23 protein-coding genes are annotated in these 24,582 nt (G+C 63.8%); 9 read left to right on the forward strand and 14 right to left on the reverse strand.

Annotation, left to right across the window (positions count from 1 at the left end; all coding sequences use genetic code 11):
- The first annotated feature begins 209 nt into the window (after nucleotides 1-209).
- Nucleotides 210-2,321 carry a site-specific recombinase gene (locus tag CLU94_RS05490; protein ID WP_099668176.1) on the forward strand — a complete coding sequence of 704 codons (2,112 nt, stop codon included), beginning with the start codon at nucleotides 210-212 and terminating at the stop codon, nucleotides 2,319-2,321.
- An 11-nt stretch (nucleotides 2,322-2,332) separates the two neighbouring features.
- Nucleotides 2,333-3,709 (forward strand): cardiolipin synthase, encoded by a 1,377-nt coding sequence (gene cls / locus CLU94_RS05495; protein WP_373609921.1) that lies wholly within the window; start codon nucleotides 2,333-2,335, stop codon nucleotides 3,707-3,709.
- 139 nt (nucleotides 3,710-3,848) lie between these two features.
- On the opposite strand, the gene CLU94_RS05500 is transcribed toward cls, so the two are convergent.
- Genes CLU94_RS05500 through CLU94_RS05510 form a run of 3 tightly spaced genes read right to left on the reverse strand, consistent with a single transcriptional unit; the run spans nucleotide 3,849 to nucleotide 6,351 of the window.
- Nucleotides 3,849-4,667, reverse strand: coding sequence for a metallophosphoesterase family protein (locus CLU94_RS05500; protein WP_099664901.1), 819 nt, complete (start codon nucleotides 4,665-4,667; stop codon nucleotides 3,849-3,851).
- A 4-nt stretch (nucleotides 4,668-4,671) separates the two neighbouring features.
- Entirely contained in the window at nucleotides 4,672-5,580 is a 909-nt protein-coding gene (locus CLU94_RS05505) for a diacylglycerol/lipid kinase family protein (protein ID WP_099664902.1), read from the reverse strand.
- A 12-nt stretch (nucleotides 5,581-5,592) separates the two neighbouring features.
- Nucleotides 5,593-6,351, reverse strand: coding sequence for a phosphatase PAP2 family protein (locus tag CLU94_RS05510; RefSeq protein WP_257218687.1), 759 nt, complete (start codon nucleotides 6,349-6,351; stop codon nucleotides 5,593-5,595).
- A gap of 141 nt (nucleotides 6,352-6,492) precedes the next feature.
- On the opposite strand from CLU94_RS05510, the gene CLU94_RS05515 reads away from it, so the two are divergent.
- On the forward strand, nucleotides 6,493-6,717 hold the full coding sequence (locus tag CLU94_RS05515; RefSeq protein WP_010396348.1) for a hypothetical protein: 225 nt from the start codon (nucleotides 6,493-6,495) through the stop codon (nucleotides 6,715-6,717).
- Between the two features lie 106 nt (nucleotides 6,718-6,823).
- Here the strand turns inward: CLU94_RS05515 and CLU94_RS05520 are convergent, their stop codons facing one another.
- From CLU94_RS05520 to CLU94_RS05530, 3 genes are all read right to left on the reverse strand, one after another.
- A complete protein-coding gene (locus tag CLU94_RS05520) occupies nucleotides 6,824-7,936 on the reverse strand; it encodes an AI-2E family transporter (RefSeq protein ID WP_099664903.1) in 1,113 nt (370 codons plus the stop codon).
- Between the two features lie 89 nt (nucleotides 7,937-8,025).
- A complete protein-coding gene (locus tag CLU94_RS05525; RefSeq protein WP_099664904.1) occupies nucleotides 8,026-9,216 on the reverse strand; it encodes a DUF1501 domain-containing protein in 1,191 nt (396 codons plus the stop codon).
- A gap of 20 nt (nucleotides 9,217-9,236) precedes the next feature.
- A complete protein-coding gene (locus CLU94_RS05530; RefSeq protein ID WP_099664905.1) occupies nucleotides 9,237-10,787 on the reverse strand; it encodes a DUF1800 domain-containing protein in 1,551 nt (516 codons plus the stop codon).
- 249 nt (nucleotides 10,788-11,036) lie between these two features.
- On the opposite strand from CLU94_RS05530, the gene CLU94_RS05535 reads away from it, so the two are divergent.
- A complete protein-coding gene (locus tag CLU94_RS05535) occupies nucleotides 11,037-11,414 on the forward strand; it encodes a c-type cytochrome (RefSeq protein ID WP_077401501.1) in 378 nt (125 codons plus the stop codon).
- Nucleotides 11,415-11,457: 43 nt separating this feature from the next.
- On the opposite strand, the gene CLU94_RS05540 is transcribed toward CLU94_RS05535, so the two are convergent.
- The gene (locus CLU94_RS05540) at nucleotides 11,458-12,372 is read right to left on the reverse strand and encodes a LysR family transcriptional regulator (RefSeq protein WP_099664906.1); all 915 of its coding nucleotides are present in this window, start codon (nucleotides 12,370-12,372) and stop codon (nucleotides 11,458-11,460) included.
- A gap of 95 nt (nucleotides 12,373-12,467) precedes the next feature.
- On the opposite strand from CLU94_RS05540, the gene CLU94_RS05545 reads away from it, so the two are divergent.
- A complete protein-coding gene (locus tag CLU94_RS05545; RefSeq protein WP_099664907.1) occupies nucleotides 12,468-13,481 on the forward strand; it encodes a zinc-binding alcohol dehydrogenase family protein in 1,014 nt (337 codons plus the stop codon).
- A 2-nt stretch (nucleotides 13,482-13,483) separates the two neighbouring features.
- Here the strand turns inward: CLU94_RS05545 and CLU94_RS05550 are convergent, their stop codons facing one another.
- Together CLU94_RS05550 and CLU94_RS05555 are read right to left on the reverse strand one after the other, a co-directional pair.
- Nucleotides 13,484-14,752, reverse strand: coding sequence for a glycerate kinase type-2 family protein (locus CLU94_RS05550; protein ID WP_099668178.1), 1,269 nt, complete (start codon nucleotides 14,750-14,752; stop codon nucleotides 13,484-13,486).
- Nucleotides 14,753-14,784: 32 nt separating this feature from the next.
- On the reverse strand, nucleotides 14,785-16,116 hold the full coding sequence (locus CLU94_RS05555) for an MFS transporter (RefSeq protein ID WP_099664908.1): 1,332 nt from the start codon (nucleotides 16,114-16,116) through the stop codon (nucleotides 14,785-14,787).
- A 146-nt stretch (nucleotides 16,117-16,262) separates the two neighbouring features.
- Here CLU94_RS05555 and CLU94_RS05560 point away from each other — a divergent pair, with 146 nt between their 5' ends.
- Nucleotides 16,263-17,426 carry a sugar diacid recognition domain-containing protein gene (locus CLU94_RS05560; protein WP_099664909.1) on the forward strand — a complete coding sequence of 388 codons (1,164 nt, stop codon included), beginning with the start codon at nucleotides 16,263-16,265 and terminating at the stop codon, nucleotides 17,424-17,426.
- Nucleotides 17,427-17,471: 45 nt separating this feature from the next.
- Nucleotides 17,472-17,825, forward strand: coding sequence for a YnfA family protein (locus tag CLU94_RS05565; protein ID WP_099664910.1), 354 nt, complete (start codon nucleotides 17,472-17,474; stop codon nucleotides 17,823-17,825).
- Between the two features lie 6 nt (nucleotides 17,826-17,831).
- On the opposite strand, the gene CLU94_RS05570 is transcribed toward CLU94_RS05565, so the two are convergent.
- Together CLU94_RS05570 and CLU94_RS05575 are read right to left on the reverse strand one after the other, a co-directional pair.
- Nucleotides 17,832-18,233: a TerB family tellurite resistance protein gene (locus CLU94_RS05570; protein ID WP_077401482.1), complete on the reverse strand. Its 402-nt coding sequence runs from the start codon at nucleotides 18,231-18,233 to the stop codon at nucleotides 17,832-17,834.
- Nucleotides 18,234-18,302: 69 nt separating this feature from the next.
- A complete protein-coding gene (locus CLU94_RS05575) occupies nucleotides 18,303-19,265 on the reverse strand; it encodes a TerC family protein (RefSeq protein WP_034759011.1) in 963 nt (320 codons plus the stop codon).
- A 159-nt stretch (nucleotides 19,266-19,424) separates the two neighbouring features.
- Here CLU94_RS05575 and nhaR point away from each other — a divergent pair, with 159 nt between their 5' ends.
- Nucleotides 19,425-20,324, forward strand: coding sequence for a transcriptional activator NhaR (gene nhaR / locus CLU94_RS05580; RefSeq protein ID WP_099664911.1), 900 nt, complete (start codon nucleotides 19,425-19,427; stop codon nucleotides 20,322-20,324).
- Nucleotides 20,325-20,507: 183 nt separating this feature from the next.
- On the forward strand, nucleotides 20,508-21,830 hold the full coding sequence (locus tag CLU94_RS05585; protein WP_099664912.1) for a chloride channel protein: 1,323 nt from the start codon (nucleotides 20,508-20,510) through the stop codon (nucleotides 21,828-21,830).
- On the opposite strand, the gene CLU94_RS05590 is transcribed toward CLU94_RS05585, so the two are convergent.
- The 3 genes from CLU94_RS05590 to CLU94_RS05600 form a co-directional block, all read right to left on the reverse strand.
- The gene (locus CLU94_RS05590; protein WP_143451350.1) at nucleotides 21,827-22,954 is read right to left on the reverse strand and encodes a toxin-antitoxin system YwqK family antitoxin; all 1,128 of its coding nucleotides are present in this window, start codon (nucleotides 22,952-22,954) and stop codon (nucleotides 21,827-21,829) included. The genes CLU94_RS05585 and CLU94_RS05590 overlap by 4 nt on opposite strands.
- A 76-nt stretch (nucleotides 22,955-23,030) precedes the next feature.
- Complete coding sequence (locus CLU94_RS05595) at nucleotides 23,031-23,525, reverse strand: MarR family winged helix-turn-helix transcriptional regulator (protein ID WP_099664914.1); 495 nt, start codon at nucleotides 23,523-23,525, stop codon at nucleotides 23,031-23,033.
- A gap of 79 nt (nucleotides 23,526-23,604) precedes the next feature.
- Nucleotides 23,605-24,579 carry a toxin-antitoxin system YwqK family antitoxin gene (locus tag CLU94_RS05600; protein WP_180278600.1) on the reverse strand — a complete coding sequence of 325 codons (975 nt, stop codon included), beginning with the start codon at nucleotides 24,577-24,579 and terminating at the stop codon, nucleotides 23,605-23,607.
- Between the last annotated feature and the right edge of the window lie 3 nt (nucleotides 24,580-24,582).

Below are 24,582 nucleotides of genomic sequence, written 5' to 3' on the forward strand. Positions count from 1 at the left end.
GCGTTGTACAACAGAAACTTCAGCTTAGGCCATGAAACCGCGTCGCGTACTGACAACACGCAAGAGTGAGCATGATTATGGCACTAGCGGCAAAATGGCGTTAAATGCAGGCCCTGCCGTAAAGCAATGTTCGGTGGCGAACGTTGCGAGAATTGACGCAGGCGGTACACTACTGGTTTTACCGACAGCGGCTCGCCCGTTTTTTCTGCATGCTAGCTATCCTCGAACGCATTGACCCCAACTCCAGCAATATCGACTTGCTGGTGGAACTATTCAACTCACTGCGTCCCAAGCGCCCCCACGACAGCGCTACCGCGATTGCCAACGTGCGCACCCTGCGCCAGCTTCTCAAAGGTAACCCCGCGCAAGCGCGCGCCCTGCACGAATACGTGCTGCGCGTGCTGGCCGCGCGCCGCCACGCCAGCCTGTACACGGATATCGGCGTGCTGTCGAACAGCGGCTTTTTCACGGAATTGAAACGCCGCATCGCCTACCGCATGCTGCCGCCTGCCCTCGGCGACGAATACCTGAACGACGCGCTCGACCAGGTGCTGTACCTGAAGACCGATTATTTGTGGATCAGCAACGTGCCCGCCACGGACTGGCTGGAACTGTTCGACGTGCTCACCAGCGACGACATCGAACTGGCCGTCGGCGACGGCAATATCATGTTGCCGGGCATGCTCGACGCCATCCGCACCCTGTCCTACCGCGTCTGCGCCATGGGCCTGGAACCGGAATTGACGCGTTTCCATAGCGAAATTGAAGTGTTCCAGTCGCCGTTCATGGTGCAGAACACGGAAGTGAACGCCTACCTGGACGCCTACACGAATCTGCTGCACGGCGATCTCGAGCACATCGAAGATGCGCGCCATTTGCTGGTGATGCTGGACCAGTGCGACGCCGTCATCGCCAAGATCCGCAAGAAGGCGCTGTACCAGGGCACCAGCATTCCCCTTACGTATTTATTGGTGGCGCTGGCGCAAAGCATCGAGCGCCTGCGCAAGCTGCTGTTCCTCGTCGACACGAGCGGCGAATTGCCGGCCTCGAACAACGTGGACATCGCCGCCATCACGGTGGACGCCACGCAAGACTTGCTGCACCCGCAACCCGTCAGCCGCCGCCGCGCGGGCGCCGTCGGGCTGGCGCTGGAACTGATCCAGGCGCACAACAACAAATACAAGGTCAGCGACCTGTTTTCCGACAATATCAACTTGCTGGCACGCAATGTGACGGAAAACGCCAGCCGCACGGGCGAGCATTACATCGCGGAAAACCGCCGCGAAATGGGCGCCATGTTCCTCTCGTCCGCGGGCGCGGGCGTGATCATAGGCTTCATGGCCCTGTTCAAGATATTGATGTCCTACCTGCGCTCGGCGCCGCTGGTCGAAGCCTTCATGTTCAGCATGAATTACTCGATCGGCTTCATGTTCATCCACTTGCTGCATTTCACGGTGGCCACCAAGCAGCCGGCCATGACGGCGTCGCGCATCGCCGCCGGCCTGCACAGCAAGGATGGGCGGAATATCGACCTCGACAGCATGGCGGAATTGATCAACAAGGTGTTCCGCACGCAAAACATGGCCGTGCTGGGCAACCTGGCCACCGCCATCCCCACGGCGTGGCTGATCGCGCTCGGCTACAAGGCGATTACCGGGCACAACCTGGTGACGCCCGAGAAGGCCATGCATTTGCTGCACGATATCGATCCCATCGGCAGCCCCGCCATCTTTTACGCCATGATCGCCGGCGTGTGCCTGTTCGTGGCCGGCCTGATTTCCGGCTACTACGACAACCAGGCCCTGTACACGCGCTGGGCGCAGCGCATCGCGCAATTGCGCGGCCTGGGCCGCGTCATCGGCCAGGAACGCCTGCAGCGGCTGGGTTTGTACCTGGAAAACAACCTGGGCGGCCTGATGGGTAACTTCTATTTCGGTATCCTGCTCGGTTCCATCGGCACCCTGGGTTTCCTGATCGGCTTGCCGATCGATATCCGCCACATCACCTTCTCGGCCGCCAACTTCGCCACCGCGCTGGTGGGCCTGGACCACAACATGAGCTGGCAACTGGCCATCAAGTCGCTGTCGGGCATCTTCGCCATCGGCACGGCCAACCTGCTGGTGAGCTTCGGCCTGGCCCTGTGGGTGGCCCTGCGTTCGCGCCAGGTGCGCTTCAAGCACGGCATGCAACTGTTGAAGATCCTGGGCAAGCGCTTCCTGCGCTCGCCCATCGTCTTCTTCTTCGGCTCGAAAAACCCGCCACCTTTGGCATTGGCCGATGATACGGCAAACCTGTCACCCACGACCAAGGCTCAAAAATGACCGCCAGGCGCATGCAACCCTGCCTCACCGCCCTACTGCTGTGCTGGACCCTGGCTGCATGCGCCTCGCTGCCCAACGTCAAGAATCTCAACACCACCCTGGAACCGGTGGCCAAGCCCAAGGTGATCACGGGCAAGGGGGCCGTGCTGAACGTCAACAGCCGCGCCGCCCTGCTCAACAAGCGCTGGGCGAAGTCCGGCATGGACTTGAAAGCCCAGGCCGCGCTGGAAGAGGCGGCCACGGGCGTACCTTTAATCAAGGGCAACAAGGTGACCCTGCTGTTTGACGGCCCGCAAACGATGGAAGCCATGTTCCAGGCCATCAGCGAAGCGAAGAACAGCATCAACCTGGAAACGTATATCTTCGACCAGGACCCGCTGGGCCTGAAGTTTGCCGACATGCTCATCGAAAAGCAGCAATCGGGCGTGACGGTCAACGTCATCTACGACAGCGTGGGCACCCTCGGCGTGCCGCAGGCGTTCTTCGAGCGCATGCGCGCGGCCGGCGTGCACCTGGTGGCCTTCAACCCCGTCAATCCCGCCAAGCTCAAGGGCGACGATTGGAAGATCAACAACCGCGACCACCGCAAGGTGCTGATCGTCGACGGCAAGACGGCGTTTACGGGCGGCGTCAACATCAGCGACACCTATGCGAAAAGCTCGCTGTTCCGCTCCAAGAACAAGTCCGCCGACAAGAGCGACGTGGGCTGGCGCGATACCCACGTGAAAGTGGAGGGCCCAGCCGTGGCCGCCTTCCAGTGGCTGTTCATCCGCACCTGGGCCCAGCAAGACCAGGCCGACTTGCCGGACGCGAATTACTTCCCCACCCTGTCGGAAGTGGGCGACAAGCTGGTGCGCGTCGTGGCCAGCGAGCCGGACGGCGGCTTCGAAATCTACAAGGCGTATATCCTGGCCATCCAGGAAGCAAAAAAATCCATCCACATCACGTCCGCCTATTTCGTGCCCGACCAGCAGACGGTCGACGCGCTGGTGGCCGCCGCGAAACGGGGCGTGGACGTGACCGTGGTGCTGCCCGGCGTGTCCGACAGCGGTCTCGTATTCCATGCGGGACACGCGCTGTATGACCAGCTGCTGGCCGGCGGCATCCGCATCTTCCACTTGAAACTGGCCGTGCTGCACGCCAAGACGGCCGTCATCGACGGCGCCTGGTCGACGGTCGGCTCGACCAACATCGACATGCGCAGCTTCCTGCACAACAGCGAACTGAACGTGATCGTGCTGGGCGACAGCTTCGGCCGCGAAATGGAAAACGCCTTCCAGGAAGACTTGCGCGACTCGGAAGAGATCACCAGGGCGAAATGGGAAACGCGGCCGATTGCCGACCGCATGAAGGAGTGGGCGGCCCGCTTCATGAACTACTGGCTGTAGCGGAGTAGCCATCAAAAAGTCCAGGGCGTTGTTGCATTGCCTCGCCGTACTATTCGTACTGTCTTCGGCAACGCGCCTAGCCCTGGCCATTTTGCCGGCCACTCCTGATGCCGGTTGTTGCCTACCCCATTAATTCTGGCTACAGCGGCCGCAAGCTGGCCCACACGCCGCCCTGGCGCGCGAACGCTTCCGTGCTGACTTTTTCAAAGTCGGCGCTGTCTTCATTCCAGCTGTAGCGCTCGACGCGAATGCAACTGTTTTCCACGCGCAGCACGTTGAAGGAATTCGATTCGCCCCTGCCCCGCGTGGACGTGGCCGTGCCCGCCTGCACCATCAGGGCAGCGTAGCCGGCGATCTTGTAGCGCTCGGCCGTGTTGCCCGCCACACTGGCATGCAAGTGCCCGGCCAGCAATAGATCCACGCCGCATTCGGAAAACATTTGCAGCGCCAGCGGCGCGCGGTCGACCAGATCATCGTCGTCGAAGTGCTCGGGCAAGTCAAATGGATGATGCGTAACGATGATGCGCGTCAAACCGGGCGACAAACGGCCCAGGCGTTCGCGCAGGAAATCGATCTGTTCGTGGCTGATGCGGCCATCCTTGAAGGTCAGCGAGCGGGCCGTATTGATGCCCAGCACGGCGATTTCCTCGTCCACATATTCGGGCGACAGATCGTCCGTCACATGGCGCCGGTATTTCACCAGCGGCGTCAGGAAGCGGGAAAAGACGTTATACAGAGGCACGTCATGGTTGCCCGGCACCACGATCTGCGGCCCCGGCAAGCTGTCGAGAAACTGCCGCGCTTGCTGGAACTGGGCGCTGCGGGCCCGTTGCGTCAAATCGCCCGACACCACCACCACGTCCGGTTCCAGGCGTTCGACGAGCGCGCGCAAGGGCGCCAGCAAGTCCGCGTCGACCTTGCCAAAATGCAAGTCGGACAAATGCACGATGGTACGCATGGCCTTACTCCCCGGAAGGTGCCGGCGCAGGCACCAGCACCGTCAGCGCGGCGGGGCGGATGCGGTACTGCAGCGGCGTATTCATGACGGTCACTTCGCCATCCGTGGCCACGCGCAGGCGCCGGTGCTTCGTGGCGATTTCCAGGTCGGTCGCCGTCAGCACGTCGAAATCCTTGGCCTGCGACAACTTGCCGAACAGCGCGTGCAAGGCCAGCTTCAGCAATCCCAGACGGCCCGGACGCTGCGCCACGTACAGGCTCAGCTGGCCGCCATCGAGCCGTTCGCGCTCGCCGATATTCAAGCCTTCCATCAGGTATTCATTGTTACCGATAAAGACAAACGGCGTGCGCCGCGCATGCACGGCGTCCTTGAGTTTCAATTGCACGCTGAGGAAAGGATAGCGGCGCAAGGCGGCCACCAGCGCCCAGCTGAACGCCAGCCACTTGCCCCGTCCCAGCCGGCGCTGCTGCTTTTCGCGGTCGCGCACGATGTCGGGATACAGGCCCAGGCTGGAATTGTTCAGGAAGATGCGGCCATTGACTTCGCCCACGTCGACCTGGTGCGGCACGCCCCGCGCCACGTTGGCGATCGCCGCATCGAGTTCGAGCGGAATGTTCAAATCCTTGGCGAAATGGTTCAGGGTACCCAGCGGCAAGACGCCAAACGGCGTGCCGCTGCCGACAACGACGGACGCGACGGCATTGATGGTGCCGTCGCCGCCACCGGCCACGACGATGGGCGCGCCATCGCGCAGCGCCTGCCCGGCCGTGGCGATCATGTCGGCGCCGCTGGCGGCCAGGGTGATGGCGGCGTCGAGCCCCACGGCGGCGAATTTCGCTTCGAGCTGCTGCGCCCAGTCGGGCGCATAGCCGCAACCGGCGCCCGCATTGATGATGACTGCAATCTTGCTCAGGATGGTTTCCCCTTATCTGGTTTGCCGGATATGCCGGCGGCGGCGCAGGGTCGACACGCCGGCGATGCAGATGGCCAGCCAGCCATAGCTTTCCGCCATGGCCGCCAGCACATCGCTCAGGTAATGCGCGCCCAGGTAAATGCGGCTGAAACCCACGAGTGAGGCCATCAGGAAGGCGCCCAGCGCGATGGCGATGCGCTTGCCCCACGCGCCCGGCGCCGTCTGGCAAATCAGGTAGGCGGCCAGCAAGCCGTACAGGGCCGTCGAGGTGGCCGTATGACCGCTGGGAAAGCTGTACGTGCTCAGGGCCGTCTGCAGGATGGGCTCGTCAAAGCTGGGCCGCGCGCGCACAAAAATGTACTTTAGCAGCAGGTTCAAAAACATGACGCCCGGCATGGTAATGACCAGGGTAAACAGCCAGTAGCTGGCGCCCTTGCGGTGCAGATACCAGCCCAGCAAGACGGCCAGGGTGATGGCGCCGATCACGCCATGCATGTGCGTGACGACCAGCAGGCAACTGGTGATCCACGGCACGGCATGCTGGTTGAACCACTGCGCCACCTGCAAGTCGATCACGGTGATTTGGGCCATGCCCATGACGGCTTCGGCGATCTCGTGGAAGACCACGATGGCGACGAGCATCAGGGCCACGCCCACCGTCATATGCAGGCCCAGTTCGCCTTCGGGCGACAGGCGCGCCTCGACGAAGCGGCGCAGTTTCGTGGTCCAGCCCGTGGTCATGCCCATGTCATTTTTCTCTTGCAAACTCATCTCTCTTTCATGTTCCCGGTACTGATCAAAAAAACCACACCAGTAAAAAAATACTGTTTATTCATACAGTAGCTGTGTATTCATACAGTAGTTATGCTATTCTGATGACTCGTTCAACACATCTCCCTCAAAGGAATTGTCATGGCAACATTGAATAGCGGTTTTGGCTCACGGTTCGGCCTGGAATACGCCCCAAGCTCTTTCCTCGTCCGCATGGGCAAGCGCGAAATCCTCGTCTGCCGCGACTTCCGCAAGCGCTACTACACCGTCAATCCCTTGATCGAGTGCGGTACGGGCATCGAGCCGGGCTATGTTGAAGTGCTGCTGATGCGCCGTTGGTTGCTTATTCTATCCAAGGCACATTAAGAATGACTTGATAACAAGGTGTTCGCACCCTGTTATCAAGTCAGCTCCGTCCGGCCACGCCGGGAACGCCTCAGTACCGGCCAGCAGCACGCTGACCGACCCCTCACTACTGTGTGCGTTCCGGCGCGGCCGGGCTGGCAGGTGTGCTGGAAGGCATGTTGGCCGGCGGTACGCGGTCAGTCGCATTCGCTTCGTACCACAAGGTAACAAATAGCACCATCACGACAGGGCCGATGAACAAGCCCACGAGGCCCAGGGTTTCCACGCCGCCCAGGATGCCGAACAGCACGGCAAGAAAAGGCAAGCGGGTGGCGTTGCCGATCATGCCAGGGCGCACGAAGTGGTCGGCAACAAACAGCACCACGGTGCCCCAGGCGGCCACGCCGATGGCGGCGCCCACATTGCCCTGGAACACCAGCAAGGCAGCTGCGCATCCATACGCGAGCGGCGCGCCAAACGGGATGATGGCCAGGATGCCCGTGGCAAACGCCCACAGGGCCGGTGACGGCAAGCCGGCGATGGCATAGGCGATGCCGATCAGCACGCCTTCGGCCAGGCCCACCAGCACCAGGCCGTTGACGGTGGCGCGGATGGCCGTAGGGATCTTTTGCGCATAGCGGCCCCACCGTTCGGGACGCAAAAAATGGCTGCCGACGGCCGTGATCTGGCGCGTCAGCGCTTCGCCATCCTTGTAAAAGAAAAACAGGCATAAAAACGCCAGGCCGAAGTCGACCAGGCGGTGAAACACGTCCGCGCCCAGCACCTTGAGCATGTCGCGCGCGGAATGAAAGCCGCCCACGGCGCTGCCCGCAAAGAAGTGGCCCAGGCCATGCGGCTGGCTCAGGGTGGCTTGCCACCAGTCGCCGATGGCGCTGCCGGCCAGCGGGACATGCGCCACCCAGTCCGGCACGGGCAAGCCGTCGGCATTCGCATGCACGACGAAATTGGCCAGCACGGGCACTTCACGCGCCGCCTGCGCCACGCCGAACAGCACGGGAATGATGAAGATGCAGGCAAACGCCAGGGTCAGCACGGCTGCCGCGACGATGGTGCGCTGGCCCAGCGCCGCGCGCACGCGCACATACAAAGGCCAGGTGGCCACGCACAGGATGCCGGCCCACACGAGCGGCAAAAAGAAACGCTGCATGACGAAGGCCGTCACGGCGATCAGGGCCAGGGAAAAGCCTGCGCTGACAATGTCGCGCTGGGTATCGTTCATGCTGCTCCATTCGTGCCCGGCGCCATGGGCCGCCAGTATTCGCTATGCGCCACATGCGCAGGCGTAGCGTAACACGGAGATTCGCCGATTTACACGAGGCCCAGTTCCGCCGGTTTCACGCCGGCAAACACGTGGTCGAGTTGCGCCGGCGTCAAGCCGAAGGTGCGGCGCAGCAAACCGCCCAGCACGGCCCGGTATTCATTCAGCACGGGCATGTCGCGGTTCTGGAACAGGTTTGCCTGCGCAATCGCCACTTGCTCGCCCGCCACCTGCTTGCCCTTGATCCCGCCGCCCAGCACCCAGAACACGCTGCCGTGGCCGTGATCCGTGCCGCGGTTGCCGTTTTCGCGGAAGGTGCGGCCAAATTCGCTGACGACGACGACGACGGTATTGCGCCAGGCGCTGCCCATTTCCTGCGAAAACGCGGCCAGTCCCCGTCCCAGTTCATCGAAACGCCCCGCCAGGTAGCCGCTGGCGCCGCCCTGCCCCACGTGCGTATCCCAGCCGCCCACGTCGACGAAGCCGAGGTTGTACTTGTCCTTCATCAAGCGGGCGATGCGCTGCGCTTCCAGTTCAAAGCCCTTGGTACTGATGGCGTTGCGGTTGGCCGCCTGCATTTCCCCCGTCAATTCCTTCGTCACGTCGTCGCGCACGACAAAGCCCGCGCTGACGGGTTGCTGCAGGGGCGTGCCCCGGTACATGGCGGCGATAATCTGGCTTTGACGCGCATCAATGCCGGACTTGCCCACGGAGCGCAGCGCCATGTTCGGCACTTGCACGCCGCCCTGGAAGATCAGCGGCAGCTGGTCGGTGAAAGCGATGGCGGGGCCGGCCTTGCTGCCATTCAAGGTCTGCACGAGGCGGTTCAGGAAACCCGACCGGAAGTCGCGCCGCGTGTTGATCTCTTGTCCCAACTCGATGGTATCCTGCGTCTCGAAATGGCTGCGCGTCAAATCCGTCGTGCCCGCGAACGGGATGAAGGCCGCCTCGCCGCCCGTAAACATGGGATAAATGCTCTCGCGCAAGGCTGGATGCAAGGCCCAGTCGGCGTTCAAGGCCAGCGCGCCGTTTTCCTCGCCCGGTTTCGCGATGGCAATATTCGGCCGCGCCGCGTAGTAAAAATCGCTGCCGACCGGCACCAGCAAGTTATTCGCGTCATAGCCGCCGCGCAGGAAGACGAACAGCAGCTTCGCATCCGTGGCGGGTGCGGCCAGCAGGCTGCCCGCGTGAGTGAACAAGGGTGCGGCGGCCAGGGCTTTCAACAGGTCACGACGATTCATGGCAATCCTCCGATTTCAACTTAACGGTGCATCATTTCCGGCGAGGAAAGAAGAAATGTATTCCACTCCTGCGGCGAAGCGGCCTGATCCAGTGCCTGGCGCGTGGCCGGGCTCAAGCCTGGCTGCAGCGACTGGTAATACAGGGCGCTGGCCAGTTGCGGGAACGCCACTTTTTCCTGCGGCTGCGGGCCATCCGTCTTGAACAGGCCGGCGCTGCCCGAACCGATGGTGCGGGCGATATCGAAGCGCGTCGTCATTTGCCCCGGACTGGCCCAGGAAGCGTCCGTCAGCGGATAGCCATCGGGCGTCTGGCGTCCGTACAGGGGCTGGCCCATGCGCGACAGCCAGTTCAGCATGGGTCCCGCATTCAGGATGGGCTTGTCGTCATAGCTGAGGCGCACGGCCGACACGACATAATGCATGGGGTCCTTGAATTTCTTGCCCAGCGACTGCCTGAATTCGGGGCTGTCGAACATGGTTTGCAGCACGTCGGCGATCAAGCCGTCGCTGCGCTGGAAGGTGACCGCCATGCGCGCCACCAGCGGTGCGGGCGGGTTGTCGCCGACGAAATACTGGGCCAGCTTGCCGCTGATAAAGTGCGCCGTGGCGGGACTGCGGCTCAGGCGGTCCAGCGCTTCATCGAGCTCGGCCAGGCCCCTGCCCTTCACCGTTTGCCCGAGGAATTGCTTGTCGCCGTAATCGTGGCGGTTGGGATTGAACTCGAACAAGCCCCGGCGCACGTATTGCGACTGCAGCGCCGGTTTCACCTTCGGCGTGTCCGCTCCCAGGTTCACGCCCACGCCCGTCAGGATGCGCGCCAGTTCCTGCACGTCCATCTGGCTATAGCCGCCGTTCACGCCCAGCGTATGCAGCTCCATCAGCTCGCGCGCATAGTTTTCATTGATGCGCTTGGCGGCATTGGCTTCATTGTCCAGGTAGCGCAGCATGGCCGGATGGTGGACGGTGGCGCCCAGCAAGTCACGGAATTTCCCCAGTGCATGTGGCGCGATGGCGTTCGCCTCGTAATCGCCCACCATGGCGCGCAAGTTGTGCTTGCCCTGGTGCACGCTGAAATGGTTGAGCCAAAACCAGCTCAGCTGCTGCTGCAACTGGTTCGGCGAATACACGTCCAGCAACAAGGAGCGCGTGGCCGCTTCGCGCGCCAGGCGATTGAGTTCTTGCTGGTAATCCTTTTGCGCCTGCTGCTTCGCCATGTCGTCCATGACGCCGGCCGACTCCTTGCGCTTTTGCTCCATAGAGATCACCAATTGCTCCAGCGGCACCTGGCTGATGGTCATGGCGTCGATTTGCGCGGCGATGGCCGGCGGCAAGGCCGCTTTTCCTGGATGCAACTGCGTCCGCAGCCAGGCGTTCCAGCCTTTGTCCTGCACCTGGCGCACGCTGCCCCCGCTCACGCCCCAGCTGACCCGTTCCAGCATGGCGATGTCTTGTGCGGGACTGCTCTGCGCGCGATGATCGGCCTGGGCGGCCGGTCCTGGTCCGGTCGCGGCGCAGCCGGCCAGCAAGAGCAGGGAAATCAAGGTCGTCGGCAATAGTCGGTGCGGGGTCATGGCGGTCCTTCAAACGGTTTCATGCAGAATGCTTGAGGGTACGCCCAGGTTGACCCGCGCATGATTGCCATTTGCAACGAGTTGTAATCAAGCACGATGGTTTGCCAGCCAAGCTCTCGCCGGCATGGCCACATTATGATGAATCATCTCGGATAAAATGTTATCGGGAGAATTGCGTATTGCAATGGCAGCTGCGTATTTTCTCTCGAACCAGACATTATCCATACAATACGTCCACATTAAAAAGAAATGAAAATATTATTTATCGCTGCATTAGGAACGTTATCGCTCATTCAAGCGCCGTCAGCCTTGGCGGAGAATCTGAATGGGAAAACCCTGTATGTACAGCGCTGTGCCGTGTGCCATGGCGCGGAGATCAAGGGAACGGGGCCATTGGCGAATAAAAGCAATCCGCCCACGCCCGACCTGACCACCGCCGCATTCAAAAAACGCCTGAAGGATTATCCGGGCGTGATCGTATCATCGGTCATCCTTCGTCCGAATGGCGATCTGATTCCCAAGACCTTGAAAGAGAATGGCGTCAAGATTGCGCCATATGCCTGGCGGGTGAAAGACTTTCGCGATTTGAATCAATACATGAGCGATGTGATTTTAAAAAATCGCTGATATCAGATAAGCGATACATACGTCGCGCAGCAACGCTCCCCGGTCAATTCTGCTGTTTTAATAGCTGCGCACATTTGTCGCGCAGGAAATCGCGCAACTGCAGCACCAGCGGCGTCACCTGCGCCCGGTGCGTGCAGACCAGGTGCAAGGGCGTGGCCTCGCCCGCCACGTCGGGCAACAGCGCTTGCAGGCGGCCGGCGTCCAGGTCGCCCGCCACGTCGAGCCGCGACTTATAGGCGATGCCCAGTCCCGCCACGGCCCAGCGGCGCACCAGGTCGGCGTCGTCGGCGCTGCGGTTGCCGCTCACGGACACCGTCACTTGCTCGCGCTGGGGCAGGCGGTAAAAAGTCCAGCGGTCGTGCAAGCCGTCTTCCAGCGCGAAGCGCAGGCAATTGCGCTGCGACAACTCTTCCAGCGCCAGCAAAGGGCCGTATTCGCGCAGGTAGGCGGGCGACGCCACCAGCACCCGGTCGTTGGCGGGCGCGATGGGCATGGCGATCAGGCTCGAATCGTCTTGCTGGCCATAGCGGATGGCCACGTCGACTTGCTGGCGCACCATATCGGCCACCCGGTCGCTGACGCTGAGCTGGTAATGCAGTGTCGGATGGCGCAGCTGGAATTCGTCCAGCCAGCCCAGCATCAGATTGCGGCCCAGGTCGGAGGGCATGGCAATTTTCAAGGTTCCGCCGAAACTGTCCTTGCCGGCCAGCAGGGCATCGTGGCCTGCGCGCAGCAGGCGCAAGGCTTCCCGCGCATGTTCCAGGTATTGCGTGCCTTCCGGCGTCAGGCTCAGCGAGCGCGTCGTGCGGGCCAGCAGGCGCAAGCCCAACACGCCTTCCAGGCGCTTGACGGCGGCGCTGGCCAGCGCGGGCGAGATGCCGATCTCGCGCGCAGCCGCCGACAAACTGCCCCGGTCGGCCGTGCGCACAAATACCTGCAAGTCATCGAGTCGCAGCAATTTTCAATATTCCTTTGAAAGTGTTTCCGTACGCGCCCCCTGTTTCCAGGGCGGCATTGCCACCATCATACGGTATCCACTCAACGAGGAAGCACATGAAAGCCATCGCCTACCACCACAGCCTGCCCATCACGGACGCCGACGCCCTGCTCGACATCGAGCTGCCCGTGCCCGTCGCCACGGGGCGCGACCTGCTCGTCGCCGTCAAGGCCATTTCCGTCAATCCCGTCGACACCAAGGTGCGCAAGAACCGCGCGCCGAAAGAGGGCCAGCCGGAAGTGCTGGGCTGGGATGCGGCCGGCGTCGTCACGGCCGCCGGCCCCGACGCGACCCTGTTCCAGGTGGGCGACAAGGTCTGGTACGCGGGCGCCATCAACCGCCCCGGCAGCAATAGCGAATTCCAGCTGGTCGACGAGCGCATCGTCGGCCACATGCCGGCCAGCCTCGATTTCGCCCCGGCCGCCGCCCTGCCGCTGACGGCCATTACGGCCTGGGAATTGCTGTTCGACCGCTTGCAGCTCAGCCGCGACAAGAGTTTGACGGGCAAATCGCTGCTGGTGATCGGCGCGGCAGGCGGCGTCGGCTCCGTGCTGGTGCAACTGGCGCGGCAATTGACGGGTGTCACCATCATCGGCACGGCCTCGCGCGCGGAAACGGCGGACTGGGTGAAGGAATTGGGCGCGCACCACGTGATCGACCACAGCCTGCCGCTGGCAGGGGAAATCACGCGCCTGGGTTTGCCGCCCGTCGACTATGTGATCAGCCTGAACCAGACCGACCGGCATTTCGAGCAGATCGTGGAATTGATCGCGCCGCAGGGCAAGTTCGCCCTGATCGACGACCCCGAGCACATCGACGTGCGCAAGTTCAAGGGCAAGAGCGTGTCGCTGCACTGGGAACTGATGTTTACCCGTTCGCTGTTCCAGACGCCGGACATGGTCAAACAGCATGCACTGCTGGAAGAGCTGGCGCAGCTGGTGGACGCCGGCGTCATCAGGACGACCCTGGCAGAGCGCTTCGGCACGATCAACGCGCAAAACCTGAAGCGCGCGCATGCCCTGCTGGAAAGCAATACGGCAAAAGGGAAGATCGTGCTGGAAGGGTTCTAAATTCAGGTAATCAGGATGGCCCGGAAATCATTGACATTCGTCAAGGTCGGGCCCGTGACCACGCTGTCTCCCAGCGCCTGGAAGAAGCCGTGGCCATCGTTGTTGTCCAGGCTGTCGCGGGGCTTGATGCCCAGCGCCCAGGCCCGTTGCAGGGTGTCTGGCGCCAGGACCGCGCCGGCGATGTCTTCCTGGCCGTCGACGCCATCCGTGTCGCCGGCCAGCGCGTGGATGCCCGCGTGGCCATCGAGCGCGATGCCCAGCGCCAGCAGGAATTCCACGTTACGCCCGCCGCGCCCGTTGCCGCGCACGGTGACCGTCGTTTCGCCGCCCGACAGCAGCACGCACGGTGCGGGAAACGGCTGGCCCCGCTGCGCCGTTTGCAGCGCGATGCCGGCCATCACCTTGCCCACGTCCCTCGCCTCGCCTTCCAGGCTGTCGCCTAATATATATGGCGTGACGCCGGCCGCGCGCGCCACCTGCGCCGCCGCTTCCAGCGCCATCTGCGGCGTGGCGATCAGGGTCGTGCGCGTGCGCGCCAGGCGGGGATCGTCGGGTTTCACGGATTCGCCGCGCCCGCTTTCCAAGGTGGCGCGTATGCTGTCCGGCAAGTCCATGCCATAGCGGCGCACGATGGCCAGCGCATCCTCGCACGTCGTCGCGTCGCCCACCGTGGGGCCGGACGCGATGTCGCCCAGCTTGTCGCCGGGCACGTCGGAAATGGCCAAAGTGATGACCTGCGCCGGATGGCAGGCGGCCGCCAGGCGCCCGCCCTTGATGGCGGACAAATGGCGGCGCACGCAATTCATTTCGCCGATGGTGGCGCCGGACGCCAGCAGCGCGCGGTTCAAGGCTTGCTTGTCGGCCAAAGTGATGCCATCGAGCGGCAAGGCCAGCAGCGACGAGCCGCCGCCCGAAATCAGGCACAGCACCGTATCGTCCGCCTGCAGGTTGCCGACCAGTTCCAGCATGCGGCGCGCCGCATCCATGCCGGCCTGGTCCGGCACGGGGTGCGACGCTTCGACGATCTCGATGCGTTCGCAGGGCACGGCATAGCCGTAGCGCGTGACGACCAGCCCGGACAGCGGCCCCGGCCAGTGCCGTTCCACGGCGTGCGCCATGGCGGCCGACGCCTTGCCGGCGCCGATGACGATCAAACGGCCCTCGGGCGCCGGCGGCAGATGGGGCGGTATGCAGTGCGATGGCTGGGCCGCTTCGATGGCGGCCTGGAACATGGCTTGCAGCAAGGCGCGCGGCGCCGGGGTGGTCGTCATGGTCAATTCCTCCGGTTCGATGGCAGCTTCGTTCAACGGTTCACGATGCGCGCGGGAACGCGCAGCACCAGTATGGCGCCCAGCAGCATGACTGCGGAAAGAATATACAGGGCCACGTCGGTGCCGCCCGTCGCATCCTTGATCCAGCCGACGAGGAAGGGGCTGACGAAGCCCGCCACCTGGCCCAGCGAATTGATCAGCGCCAAGCCGCCGGCCGCCGCCGCGCTGCCGAGAAACGCCGTCGGCAAGGGCCAGAACATGGGCAGGCCGGACAGCGCGCCCATGGTCGCCAGCGACAGGCCGATGAGGGCGACGACCACGTTGCCGTGCGCCTGGGTGGCCAGCAGCAAGCCGCACAGCGCCATCAGCAGGGGGCCGCTCAAATGCCAGCGGCGTTCCTTGTGCCTGTCGGCCGAACGGCCCACCCAGATCATGAAGATGCTGGCGCACAGGTAGGGAATGGCGCTGACCCAGCCCACGGCCACGGGGCTGGCGAAACCCAGCGACTTGACGATGGTGGGCAGCCAGAAATTGATCGCGTACACGCCCATCTGGATGCAGAAATACACGAGGCCCAGCATCCACACGTGCTTGTTGCGCAGCACGCTGGCGAAGGTGTCGGCCGTATTCGCGCTGTTGCGGCGCTGGCGTTCGTCCTCGTCGAGGTCGGCGCGCAGCAGCTGCTTTTCTTCAGTATTGAGCCACTTTGCCTGGGCGATGCCGTCGTTCAGCAGCACATACACGAGAAAGCCCAGCAGCACGGTGGGAATGCCTTGCAGCAAGAACATCCATTGCCAGCCGGCCAGGCCGCCGTGGCCGGCGAACGATTGCATCATCCAGCCCGACAGGGGGCTGCCCAGCAAGCCGGAAATGGGAATGGCCGACATGAACAGGCCCATGATGCGGCCCCGGCGCGAAGCGGGATACCAGTTCGTAAAGTACAGCACGATGCCGGGGAAGAAACCGGCCTCGAACACGCCCGTGATGAAGCGCAGCGAGTAGAACGCGGCCGGCGTGGTGACGAACATCAGGCAGGCCGAGGCGATGCCCCAGGCGATCATCAGGGTGCCGATGACCTTGCGCGCGCCCAGGCGGTGCAGCAGCAGATTGCTGGGCACGCCGCTGGCCACGTAGCCGATGAAGAAAATGCCGGCGCCCAGGCCGTACACGCTTTCGCTCCACTGCAGCGCATCGAGCATTTGCAGCTTGGCAAAGCCGACATTCACCCGGTCCAGGTAATTGAACAGGTAGCAGATGAAGATGAAGGGGATCAGATGCAAGGTGACCTTGCGGTAGGCGCCTTCGCGCACGCGGTCCTGCGCGGACGCGCCGGCGGACAGGCTGGCGCCTGGATGGGTGGTCATGGGTGTCTCCTGACTATTTTTTTATGGGATGCGACCAGCCCATCGTACAATCGCCCACAGAAACAGTCATCGTGCGGATGCATGAAGAAAATCCGTATTGAATCCGATGATTCCATGCAAATGCACAAAACCAGAAGGTGAACACCATGCCGAGCATCGATCCCCCCCTGGCGCAGGACATCGTCCGGCGCACCATGCACATCATTCCCTTCAGCGTGAACGTGATCGATGCGCGCGGCGTGATCCTGGCCAGCGGCGATCCGCAGCGCGTGGGCGACCTGCATCCGGGCGCGCAACTGGCGCTGGCCCGGCACGCCAGCGTGGAAATCGGCGCGGCCGACATGGCCAGGCTGCCGGGCACGCGGGCCGGCATCAACCTGCCCCTGACGGTGCGCGGCGAGATTTGCGGCGTGCTGGGCCTGACGGGCGAGCCGGACGCCGTGCGCCAGTTCGGCGAACTGGTGCGGGCCATGGCGGAAATGATGCTGGAGCAGGCGCGGCTGGTCAGCGAGTTGCAGCATGAAAAGCGCTACCGCGAGGAATTCGTGTTCCAGCTCGTGTACCGCACGGGCATTTCCGATGCCAGCATGCAAGCGTGGGCGGCGCGCCTGGCGCTGGACTTGCGCGTGCCGCGCGCCATGTTCGTGCTGGAAATACCCGATGCGGGAGACGGTCCGGGCGAGCGGCTGGACCAGGTGCTGACGCAGCTGCAGCAAGTGCAGTCCGACCTGTCGGCGCGCTGGCCCGCCCTGCTGATGGCCGTCGTCTCGCCGGGCGAACTGGTGCTGCTCGACGCCTTTCCCGCCAGCGGCCCGCAGCAGGCGCGCGCGGCGCAGGCAAGGCAGCGCCTGCTCGAACTGCACCAGGTGGCGCAGCAGGCGCTCACCCCGTCCGCCACCCTGTCCATGGGCGTGGCCTTGCCGGGCCTCGATGGCGCGACGGCGTCGTATGAATCGGCGAAGCAGACGGCGCGCGTGGGGCGCGCCCGCGATGGCGCGCAAACCACTTTTTCCTACCTGGAACTGAGCCTGCCCGTGCTGCTGTCCGGCTTGCAAGCCGGTTGGCAGGCGGAGCAATTGCGCCAGACCCTGGCGCGCCTGCAGGCGCACGACCGCAAGTCCGGCACCCTGATGCGCACGCTGGCCGCCTGGTTCCGCCACCACAGCCACCCGATGGCCACGGCCAGGGCACTGCACATCCACCGCAACACGCTCGATTACCGGCTGCAAAAGATCGCCGAACTGACGGGGCTGGACCTGGACGAAACGGATGACCGCCTGCTGCTGTATGTCGCCCTGCAACTGAATTGACACAGGCCCGTCTACAATGGCGGCTGACCGCACAACAGGAATAGCATGAACGACGCCTTCGAATGGACCAGCCTTGCCCGCACTTTCGGGCTGTTTACCGTCACGGCCGTGGCCGAACTGCTGGGTTGCTACCTGCCCATGCTATGGCTGAGCAACAAGGGCAGCGCCTGGCTGCTGTTGCCGGCCGCCGTCAGCCTGCTGATCTTCGTATGGCTGCTGACCCTGCATCCGGCCGCCAGCGGCCGCGTGTACGCCACGTATGGCGCCATCTATATCGCCACGGCGCTGGGATGGCTGTGGCTGGTGGATGGCGTCACGCCCGCCTGGACCGACATCGCCGGCGTGGGCCTGGCCCTGGCCGGCGCCGCCGTCATTGCCATGGGGCACAAGGCGGCTTGATTTACCTCAAGCGGCATGCGCGCGGAAGTTTGTTTCCGCCGACCATGCCGCGCTGGCGCGGGCCAGCAGGACGGCTTCGCCATCGGCCAGCCAGTCGTCCGCATCGGCGATCTTCCACATGGCTTGCAGCAGCTTGCGGCGCAAGTCCGGGTCCGTGATTTCATCGAGCAGGCTGTCGATCACGCCATGGGCCAGCTGCACGGCGCCATGCACGGTCGACGTCAGCATGTCGTCGCACAAGTCTTGCAGCAATTGCTGGAAGGCTGCCGGCTCCAGGTCGATATGCTCGAGGATCTTGCTGCGATGCATGGCTTGCAGCTCGGCGCTGGCCAGGTTGCCGTCAACCACCATCATCAGGGCCAGGATACGTCCCGCTGCCTGGGGACTGTTCGCTTCATAGGTACGCATGATTTTCTACTCTTTCTATTAGTCAATTAAAAGGCACGCCACCGCCAGGCGGGGCGCGCCGTACAGCATTTACTTCTTGTCGCTGCGGGTGATGAACACGCTGGCCACGCAGCTCGACACGATCAGTACCGCCACCACCAGCAAGGACGCTTCCACCGGCACGTGGTACCACGGCATGATCAGCATCTTGGCGCCGATGAACACCAGCACCATCGCCAGGCCATACTTGAGCATGTGGAAGCGGTCAGCCACATCCACCAGCAGGAAATACAGTGCCCGCAAGCCCATGATGGCGAACAGGTTCGACGTGAAGACGATGAACGGGTCCGTCGTGATGGCGAAGATCGCCGGGATCGAATCGACCGCGAACACCAGGTCCGTCACCTCGATCAGGATCAGCACGAGGAACAGCGGCGTGACATAGCGCAAACCGCCCTTTGCCACGAAGAAACGTTCGCCGTGGTCGCCATCGGCCACCCGCAAGTGGCGGCGGGCAAAGCGCAGCACCGGGTTGTTCGCCACGTCCGGCTCCGCATCGGCCGCCACCAGCATGCGCATGCCCGTCACCAGCAGGAAGGCGCCGAACAGGTACAGCACCCAGCTGAACTCGCTCACCACCCATGCACCGGCCATGATCATCACGGCGCGCATGACGATCGCGCCCAGCACGCCATAGATCAACACGCGGCGCTGGTACTGGATCGGCACCTGGAAGGCGCTGAAGATCAGCAGGAAGACGAACACGTTATCGACCGACAGGGCTTTTTCGATCAGGTAGCCGGAGAAAAATTCCAGCGCCTTCTGGTTGGCGATCTCGGGACCGGCCGTGCCGTTCAGATACCACCACAGTCCGCCGTTGAACAGCAGGGCCAGGCTGACCCACACGAGCGACCACGTCGCCGCTTCCTTGACGCCCACCTTGTGCGCCTTGTTGCCGCCGAAGACGAACAAGTCCAGCGCCAGCATCACGAGGACAAAGGCGATGAAACCGGCCCACATGGGTGCCGTTGCAATACTTTCCAGGCCGTTCATCGGCGGCCTCCGCAATGCTCTGTTTGTATTCTGAAGTCCATGGCACTCTCCTTGCATGAATTGAGCAGCCATCATAGCCTTCTTATAAACATCGAACAAATCGAATATAATTTAATAATACATCGAAAAATTCGATGTATTTACTTATCAGGAAACACCATGTCCACACTCAACTTCAAGCACTTGCGCTATTTCTGGATGGTGGCCAAGACGGGCAGCATCGCGCGCGCGGCCGAGCAGTTGCACCTGACGCCGCAATCGATTTCCGGCCAGCTCAGCGAGTTTGCCGACACCCTGGGCGTGGAACTGTTCCGCCGCAGCGGGCGCCAGCTGGAATTGACGGACACGGGCCGGCGCATCCTCAGCCATGCGGAAAGCATCTTCAGCACGGGCGATGAATTGCTGGAAATCGTGCGCGACCAGTCGCGCACGACGACGACGACCTTCCGCGTGGGCTGCGCCGATTCTGTGTCGAAACTGATCGCTTGCCGCCTCGTCGCGCCGGCGCTGGGACTGGCCGAGCCGCTGCGCATCATTTGCCGCGAAGGCCGGCTGGCCAGCCTGCTGGCGGACCTGGCCGTGCACCGGCTGGACCTGATCATGGCGGACCGCCCCATGCCGGCCCACTTGAGCGTGCGCGGCTATAACCACTTGCTGGGCGAAAGCGGCATGACCCTGTTCGGCACGCCAGAACTGGCCGCCACCCTGGCGGGCGGCTTTCCGCAATGCCTCGATGGGGCGCCGCTGCTGCTGCCCGGCGAAGACTTCGCCATCTACGGCCGCCTGCTGCAATGGTTGGGCGACAACAAGCTGCACCCGCGCATCGTCGGCGAGTTCGACGACAGCGCCATGATGAAAGCCTTCGGCCAGTCCGGCGCCGGCCTGTTCTTCGCGCCCACCGTCATCGCGCCCCAGGTCTGCGAGCAATACGCCGTGGTGGCGCTGGGCCGGGTCGACAGCCTCGTCGAGCAAGTGTATGCGATCACCACGGAACGGCGCCTGAGCCACCCGGCCACCATCGCCATCAGCCAGAGCGCGCGGCGCGAGCTGTTCGTGTAAGCCGTGGCCGTCCGGGCCGCACCTGGCGCCAAAAGTGCGGGCGCTCGTCGATTTCCTGGCCGAGGCGCAGCTGTTGTCGTCAATTGCCCACAAATAAGGCAGGGGAAAAACATTCGGACAAATATATCTTTATAATGGCAAGTCTTCCCGACGCCCTGCGCGCCCCTTCCTGGACTTGCCGCAATGAAGCACTTGCACGATATTCCCTCTGCCTTCAAGCATGAATTTGCCAACCCGCGCCTGTGGTGGTCGCGCGCCGTCGTCGTCGGCATGGCTGCCATCGCCGGTCTCGTCGTCGTGGGCTTTACGTGGCTGGCCGAGGAAGCGCTGGACCTGTTTCTCTTTTTCAACGGCAAGGCCTGGTGGTTCGCCCTGCTGTGGACGCCCGTCTGCGCCGCCCTGCTCGTCTGGCTGACGCGCCGCTACGCGATCGGCGCGGCCGGCTCCGGCATCCCGCAAGTGATGGCCACGCTGGACCCGGCCGTGGCGCCCGGACAGCGCTCCTTGTTTGTCTCGTTGAAACTGAGCGCCGCGAAGATCGGCCTGACGGCCGGCGGCTTGCTGGGGGGACTCTCGCTGGGACGCGAAGGCCCGTCCGTGCAGATCGCCGCCGGCGTGATGCTGGCCGCGCGCCGCTGGCTGCCCCGCCACTCGCAGGTGAGCGCCCATTCCCTGCTGGTGGCGGGCGGCGCGGCCGGCATCGCGGCCGCCTTCAATACGCCGCTGGCGGGCGTCATGTTTGCCATCGAGGAACTGTCACGCTCGCCCGAGCAGCGCAACAGCGGCCTCATCGTGGCCGGCATCGTGCTGGCCGGCATGATGGCCGTGTCCATCCACGGCAACGCTACCCACTTCGGCATCATCCATCCCGGCCCCATCGGCCTGGCGCTGGCCTTGCCGGGTTTGCTGGTGACCCTGGTCGCGGGCGTGGCTGGCGGCCTGTTCGCCAGGCTGCTGCTGGCGTCCGCCAGGGGCAATCCGCTGGGCAAGCTGTCCGCATGGAGAAAAGGCCGGCCCGTGCTGTTCGCCGCCGTCTGCGGTGTGCTAGTGGCGGCCATCGGCATCGCCAGCCATGGCGCCACGTTCGGCAGCGGCACCGTGGCCACGCGCGCCATGCTGGAAGGCTCGTCCGACGTGGCGCCCGCCTTCGTTGCCTTCAAATATGTGGCGACGTGGCTGACCGTGTGGTCGGGCGTGCCGGCCGGCATCTTTGCGCCCTCCCTGGCCATCGGCGCCGGCATCGGGCATGACATTGCGCAACTGCTGCACTACCCGCACGCGCCCGCCCTGATCGCGCTGGGCATGGTGGGTTTCCTGGCCGCCGCCACGCAGGCGCCGCTGACGGCTTTCATTATTGTCATGGAAATGGTTGACGGCCACGGCATGGTGCTCAGCCTGATGGCTTGCGCCGTCGTCGCCAGCACCGTGTCGCGCGTGCTCAGCGAACCGCTGTACGGGGCGCTGGCGCAGTTGCAGCTGCAACGGCTGCCCGCGCCACCGCACTAGAAATTGCGGCAGGCGCGCAACAGGCGGCCATCCTGCCACTCGCAGACGGTGCGCGTGCCGTCGCCGGCCCAGGCCCGCTCCAGGCCCTGCTTGCGCCCGCGCGCAAAGTCCACGGCATGGCGGGGCGAGCCGTCCGCATGCCATTCGCGCCACGCGCCATGCGGCTCGCCATCGCGGTAGGAAGCGAGCCGGGCCAGCGTGCCGTTCGCATGCCATTGCCTGTCCTCGCCCTGCGCGCGGCCCTGTTCATCCTGCTGGCGCTGGCGCAGCGGCGTGCCATCGTCGCGCCAGCTTTGCGTGCTCAGCATGACGCCATCCTCGAACAGGTTTTTCTGGTCCAGCTGGCCATTCGCGAAATACAGCAGCGACCAGCCCTGCGGCTTGCCATGCAGGAAATTGAGGCGCGACATTTCTCGGCCGTCCGGCCACCAGGCCTGGTGCAGGCCGTTGCGCTGGCCGTCCAGGTACGGTCCCCGCTCGGCCAGCCGGCCATCCGCATGAAACGCCGTCACTTCACCGGTCAGCACGCCATCGGCGAAATGCGCGCGGTTGCTGACCTGGCCATGCTCGTCAAAGCTCAGGAATTCGCCATCGGCGGGCTGGCCCGCCTGGTACAGCAAGGCATGCCTCAGCTGGCCATTCGCATGAAAGTGGCTGTGCAAGCCGTCGTACTCGCCGTCGCGGTACGCCTTGCGGCTCTTCACCGTCCCGTCTGCATAGTATTCCACGTTCACGCCATTGAAATCGCCCTCCCCGTTGCGCTCTTCCAGCAAGCCCAGCTGGCCATCCGCAAAATACACGCTGCGCCGGCCGGTGTAGCGCGGCGACGCCACGTCGGTGCCCAGCAGCCAGGCATCCATGTGCAGCTTGCCCGGCGGCTGCGCGAAATGCAGCTGCCAATGCCAGGCCTGGCGGGCCGCATCGTGGCGCAGCGGTGCGCGCTGCTCGTACACGGCCGCGGCGGGCGCCACGGGCTGGTAATCCCCGTCAAAATATAGGGACGCCGGCGACGGTTCGGCAGCCACGGCCGGGGTGGCCGGGGCATTGTCCAGGGCGTTGGCCATGGAAACGGGCGGGGAACCGGCCAGGACAGCGGCCAGCAAAACGGAAGTGTATATCTTCAATGCATGCTTTCATCAACGGTGCGACGGCGCCGATGATACGGGCAAGCGGGGCGGTGCGCCACACGCTTGCGCGTGACTACATGGTGAACGGAAACGGCTGCATGCCCGCCTGCCGGTCATCGGGAGCGACGACGGCCAGCAAGGCGTTCAAGCCCTGGTTCAGGTGCGCCAGGCTGTCGGGGTCCAGCTGGGCCAGCGCACTGGGCAGCAAGCCGCGCGCCGGCTGCGGCGCACCGGCGATGACGGCTTGCCCTTCCGCCGTCAGGGTCAGGGTGACCACGCGCTGGTCTGGCTGGTCGCGCGCCTTGCGCACATAGGTTTTTTTGACCAGCGCCTCGACCAGGTTGCTGGCCGTCGTCTGGTGGATCGACATCTTGCTGGCCAGTTCGCCCATGCGCAGGCCTGGCCGTTCCAGCAATTCCTGCATCACCCACAATTGCGCGCCCGACACGCCGCATTGCTTTTCGATTTGCGCCGAGTGGCGCTGCGCCGCGCGCATGACGACGCGCATGTTTTGCAAGGCCATGCCTTGCGCCCTGGCCATCGCCGAAACTTCCGCTTCCACCACCATTGCCTCCAGTTATCCTGCCGGCTTCGCGCCTGCTGGCGGGCCGGAATCCCTGCATGATACCTGCAAAGGCGGACGACTCCTAGCGCATGGAAACTGGCTCTCCGGCTTGCCACGCCTGCTCCAGCACCAGCTTGCCGGCCTGGTCCCAGTGGCGCTCGATGCCGTGCTTCTTGCCGTGTTCGTACGGCACGATCTGGCGCAGGCTGCCGTCGTCGTACCAGGCCTGCAGCAAGCCGTGGCGCTGGCCTTCGACAAACGGGGTCACGCTGGCGCGCGCGCCGTTGGCATGCCAATCCGTCGTGTCGCCGTGGTCACGCCCCTGCGCGTCTTTCTGCCATGCAAAATTGGGCCGGCCATTCGGGGCCCACGTTTGCAAGCTGAGCACGGCACCCTTCTGGTACAGGGTCTTGTTCGACACGACGCCATTGCCATGGCTTTCAAACGACCAGCCGTCGGGTTGGCCGTGCACCCACACGGTCCGGGCCAGCACCTTGCCATCCTGCGCGTACATGACGAACTCGCCCTCGCGCTGGCCATCGACGTAGCGCCCCTTCCGGAACAGCTTGCCATCCGCATAAAACGATTCCTCCACGCCATCCATCTGGCCATGGCGTCGATACGAGCGGCTGCTGACGGCCCCGTTCGCGCCATACGACACATGCTCGCCATCGGCCATCTCGTCGCCGTGATACAGCGTGCGGCTCATCAGCTGGCCATTCTGGTGATACGTTTCCGAAATGCTGTCGCGCCCGTTCGGCAACGCGGTCACCCGCTGCTGGACCTGGCCATTCTCGAAGTACACGCTGCCGCCGAGCAGTTCCTCGCCCTGGGCATCGAAGTAGGTTTCGCGCAGCAGCTGGCCATTTTCATGGTAATACTTGCGAAACTTCACGAACTTGACCTGGCTCAAGTCCAGGTCCGTGGCATAGGTTTCAAAGGCCGGCACGCCCGGCGTGTCGGGAAATTCGAGCCGCACATGCCAGGCGCCCAGCGCCTCGTCGCGCACGGGCGGCGTGCGCAGCGCATACACGGCGCTGCGCTGATTGCTGGGCATGAA

The organism is Janthinobacterium sp. 13 (assembly GCF_002749695.1).
Classification (GTDB): domain Bacteria; phylum Pseudomonadota; class Gammaproteobacteria; order Burkholderiales; family Burkholderiaceae_D; genus Janthinobacterium; species Janthinobacterium kumbetense.

Excerpts from the sequence above, each read along its gene's own strand:
- CLU94_RS05490 (WP_099668176.1), top strand. The coding sequence starts at position 210 with ATGCTAGCTATCCTCGAACGCATTGACCCCAACTCCAGCAATATCGAC.
- cls (WP_373609921.1), top strand. The coding sequence starts at position 2,333 with ATGCAACCCTGCCTCACCGCCCTACTGCTGTGCTGGACCCTGGCTGCA.
- CLU94_RS05500 (WP_099664901.1), bottom strand. The coding sequence starts at position 4,667 with ATGCGTACCATCGTGCATTTGTCCGACTTGCATTTTGGCAAGGTCGAC.
- CLU94_RS05510 (WP_257218687.1), bottom strand. The coding sequence starts at position 6,351 with ATGAGTTTGCAAGAGAAAAATGACATGGGCATGACCACGGGCTGGACC.
- CLU94_RS05515 (WP_010396348.1), top strand. The coding sequence starts at position 6,493 with ATGGCAACATTGAATAGCGGTTTTGGCTCACGGTTCGGCCTGGAATAC.
- CLU94_RS05520 (WP_099664903.1), bottom strand. The coding sequence starts at position 7,936 with ATGAACGATACCCAGCGCGACATTGTCAGCGCAGGCTTTTCCCTGGCC.
- CLU94_RS05525 (WP_099664904.1), bottom strand. The coding sequence starts at position 9,216 with ATGAATCGTCGTGACCTGTTGAAAGCCCTGGCCGCCGCACCCTTGTTC.
- CLU94_RS05530 (WP_099664905.1), bottom strand. The coding sequence starts at position 10,787 with ATGACCCCGCACCGACTATTGCCGACGACCTTGATTTCCCTGCTCTTG.
- CLU94_RS05535 (WP_077401501.1), top strand. The coding sequence starts at position 11,037 with ATGAAAATATTATTTATCGCTGCATTAGGAACGTTATCGCTCATTCAA.
- CLU94_RS05545 (WP_099664907.1), top strand. The coding sequence starts at position 12,468 with ATGAAAGCCATCGCCTACCACCACAGCCTGCCCATCACGGACGCCGAC.
- CLU94_RS05550 (WP_099668178.1), bottom strand. The coding sequence starts at position 14,752 with ATGACGACCACCCCGGCGCCGCGCGCCTTGCTGCAAGCCATGTTCCAG.
- CLU94_RS05555 (WP_099664908.1), bottom strand. The coding sequence starts at position 16,116 with ATGACCACCCATCCAGGCGCCAGCCTGTCCGCCGGCGCGTCCGCGCAG.
- CLU94_RS05560 (WP_099664909.1), top strand. The coding sequence starts at position 16,263 with ATGCCGAGCATCGATCCCCCCCTGGCGCAGGACATCGTCCGGCGCACC.
- CLU94_RS05565 (WP_099664910.1), top strand. The coding sequence starts at position 17,472 with ATGAACGACGCCTTCGAATGGACCAGCCTTGCCCGCACTTTCGGGCTG.
- CLU94_RS05570 (WP_077401482.1), bottom strand. The coding sequence starts at position 18,233 with ATGCGTACCTATGAAGCGAACAGTCCCCAGGCAGCGGGACGTATCCTG.
- CLU94_RS05575 (WP_034759011.1), bottom strand. The coding sequence starts at position 19,265 with ATGAACGGCCTGGAAAGTATTGCAACGGCACCCATGTGGGCCGGTTTC.
- nhaR (WP_099664911.1), top strand. The coding sequence starts at position 19,425 with ATGTCCACACTCAACTTCAAGCACTTGCGCTATTTCTGGATGGTGGCC.
- CLU94_RS05585 (WP_099664912.1), top strand. The coding sequence starts at position 20,508 with ATGAAGCACTTGCACGATATTCCCTCTGCCTTCAAGCATGAATTTGCC.
- CLU94_RS05595 (WP_099664914.1), bottom strand. The coding sequence starts at position 23,525 with ATGGTGGTGGAAGCGGAAGTTTCGGCGATGGCCAGGGCGCAAGGCATG.
- CLU94_RS05600 (WP_180278600.1), bottom strand. The coding sequence starts at position 24,579 with ATGCCCAGCAATCAGCGCAGCGCCGTGTATGCGCTGCGCACGCCGCCC.